Source organism: Staphylococcus gallinarum (assembly GCF_000875895.1).
Classification (GTDB): domain Bacteria; phylum Bacillota; class Bacilli; order Staphylococcales; family Staphylococcaceae; genus Staphylococcus; species Staphylococcus gallinarum.
In genome coordinates this window covers 1-241 of sequence record NZ_JXCF01000148.1, presented here as the reverse complement: position 1 = coordinate 241, position 241 = coordinate 1, and the positions used below count along the sequence as shown (strand labels likewise).

The following is a 241-nucleotide window of genomic DNA, read 5'->3' as shown; positions in this document are numbered from 1 at the left end:
AAATTATTCTTTCACCTCATATAAATTCCCCAAATTTTTAAATAGACACTTCATAAAAAAATCCTCCTAAATTAGAATAGTTTAAATATATCATTTTTGTTCAGTAATATTAATATGTACACTATTTCCAAAATTTAAATTCATGTTGCCAAAAATCGATTTGTTTTTGCAATTGTTTTTCGTTCGCTTTTAAAGTCGATTTCATTAAGTCCGTTAAATCGACTGGCGAAATTTCTTTTAT

At 24.9% G+C, this 241-nt stretch carries 1 pseudogene; it reads right to left on the bottom strand.

Going from position 1 to position 241, the window contains the following annotated elements:
- Positions 1-121 precede the first annotated feature (121 nt).
- Positions 122-241: pseudogene (locus SH09_RS13820) on the bottom strand (replication initiation factor domain-containing protein); the annotation flags it as partial.